This window comes from Pseudoroseomonas cervicalis ATCC 49957 (assembly GCF_000164635.1).
Lineage (GTDB): Bacteria > Pseudomonadota > Alphaproteobacteria > Acetobacterales > Acetobacteraceae > Pseudoroseomonas > Pseudoroseomonas cervicalis.
In genome coordinates this window covers 1-2,070 of record NZ_GG770946.1, presented here as the reverse complement: position 1 = coordinate 2,070, position 2,070 = coordinate 1, and the positions used below count along the sequence as shown (strand labels likewise).

Below are 2,070 nucleotides of genomic sequence, written 5' to 3'. Positions count from 1 at the left end.
CGCCGCCTCACGAGGCCTGGCGGCGCAGCAGGCCGGGCGTGGCGCCAAGGGTGCGGAGCTCGGCCTGCAGCAGCGCCGCCATCGCCGCGGCGGGCAGCGGCGGGCTGCACAGGAAGCCCTGGTATTCCTCGCAGCCCTGGGCGCGCAGCCAGTCGAGCTGCGCCTGGGTCTCCACCCCCTCGGCCACCAGGGTCACCTTCAGCAGCCGGCCCATGGCGACGACCAGGGCGGCGATCGGCCGCTCGCTCTCCAGCCCGGCCAGGAAGGAGCGGTCGATCTTCAGGCTGTCCACCGGGTAGCGCTGCAGATAGGCGAGGTTGGAATAGCCGGTGCCGAAATCGTCGATCGACAGGCGGAAGCCCTGGGCGCGCAGGGCCGTCAGCAGCTCCAGCGTGGCCGAATCATCGCCCATCAGCGTGCTCTCGGTGATCTCCAGCTCCAGCCGGCGCGGGTCGCAGCCGGTCTCGCGCACCAGCCGGGTGATGCCGGGGAGGAAATCCGGGTCGCGGAACTGCCGGGGCGAGATGTTGACCGAGACCGAGAGGTCGAGCCCGCGCGCCGCCCAGGCGCGCTGCTGCCGCGCCGCCGCCGCCAGCACCCAGCGGCCGAGCGGGATGATCAGCCCGGTCTCCTCGCACAGGCCGATGAAGCGGTCCGGCGTGATGCGGCCGAGCCTGGGGTGGTTCCAGCGCAGCAGCGCCTCCGCCCCGCGCAGCCTGCCGCTGCGCACGCAGAGGCGGGGCTGGTAGTAGAGCTCGAACTCCTCGCGCTGCAGCGCCGCGCGCAGCTCGGCCTCCAGCGCGTGGCGCTCGCGGGCGCGGCGGTCCATCTCGGCGGCGAAGTAGCACCAGCCATCGCGCCCGGCGGCCTTGGCCTCGTAGAGCGCCAGGTCGGCGCGCTTGGCCAGCTCGTCCACATCGGTGCCGTGCTCGGGGCAGAGGCTGATGCCGATGCTGGGCGTCACCTGCAGCCGCTGCCCGGCGGTCTCGATCGGCAGGGAGAGCGCCTCGCGCAGCCGCTCGGCGACGCTCTCCACCTCGCCCGGCTGGCCGTGGCGGCGCAGCAGCAGCAGGAATTCGTCGCCGCCCAGGCGCAGCACCTCGTCCTCGGCGCGCAGCAGGCCGCGCAGGCGGCGCGCCACCTCGACCAGCAGCCGGTCGCCCACCGGGTGGCCGAAGGCGTCGTTGACATGCTTGAAGCCGTCGAGGTCGATGAACATCAGCGCGACGCCGCCGCCCTGGCGCAGCCGGGCGAAGGCCGGGTGCAGCGAGGCGCGGTTGGGCAGGCCGGTCAGCACGTCGTGGCTGGCCAGGAAATCCGCCTTGCGCTCGGCCTCCTTCAGCTCGGAGACATCGACCTCGCTGACCAGCCAGGCGGGCTGGCCGGTGGCCGGGTCGTGGCAGCGGCGCAGCGTCACCTCGTGCCAGCGGGCGCCGCGCGCGGTGCGCATGCGCGCCACCGCCCGCCCCTCGCCCTCGCGCTCGACGAGCGCGCAGAAGGCGGCGTGCTGCCCGGCATCGACGAAGCGGTCGCCGAAGCTGGTGCCGCAGGCCGGCAGGGCGGCGCGCGCCGCCGGGTTACGGTAGAGGATCTGCCCGTCCGCCGCGTAGAGCGCGATCATCACCGAGGTGTGGACCAGCGCCTCGACGCTGCGCAGCGTCTCGGCGCCGGCGGCGAAGTCGTCCAGCGTCTCGCACAGCATGGCCATGCGGCCATCGGTCAGCCGCAGGCCGCGGAAGGACACCTGCAGGCTGCGCGGCTCGCCGCGCGGGTAGAGCGTCCACAGCTCGGTGAAGCTGGCGTCCAGGCGGATGAAATCCTCCTGGTACTGGCGCAGCCGGCGGGCCACGGCGGGCGACATGTCGCGCGCCAGGTCGCGCGCCGCCAGCTCCGCCAGGCTCCCGGCCCGCCACAGCCGCAGCGCCGGGGGGTTGGCCCAGAGGATGCGGCACTGGTCGATGTCATAGACCCAGATCGCGGTCCGCAGGCGCTCGAGCGGGCATTCCGTCTCCCAGTCCGGCACGCCCAGCACCGCGGCGGCGGGGCGCGGCGGCACCGGCGGGACATCCG

Annotated in this window: 1 protein-coding gene; it reads right to left on the bottom strand. The window is 74.3% G+C overall.

Features of this window, described 5'->3' with window-relative positions:
• Positions 1-7: 7 nt before the first annotated feature.
• Positions 8-2,070, bottom strand: a 2,063-nt coding sequence (locus HMPREF0731_RS20630) for a putative bifunctional diguanylate cyclase/phosphodiesterase (protein ID WP_007006170.1), incomplete at its 5' end; no start/stop codon positions are given.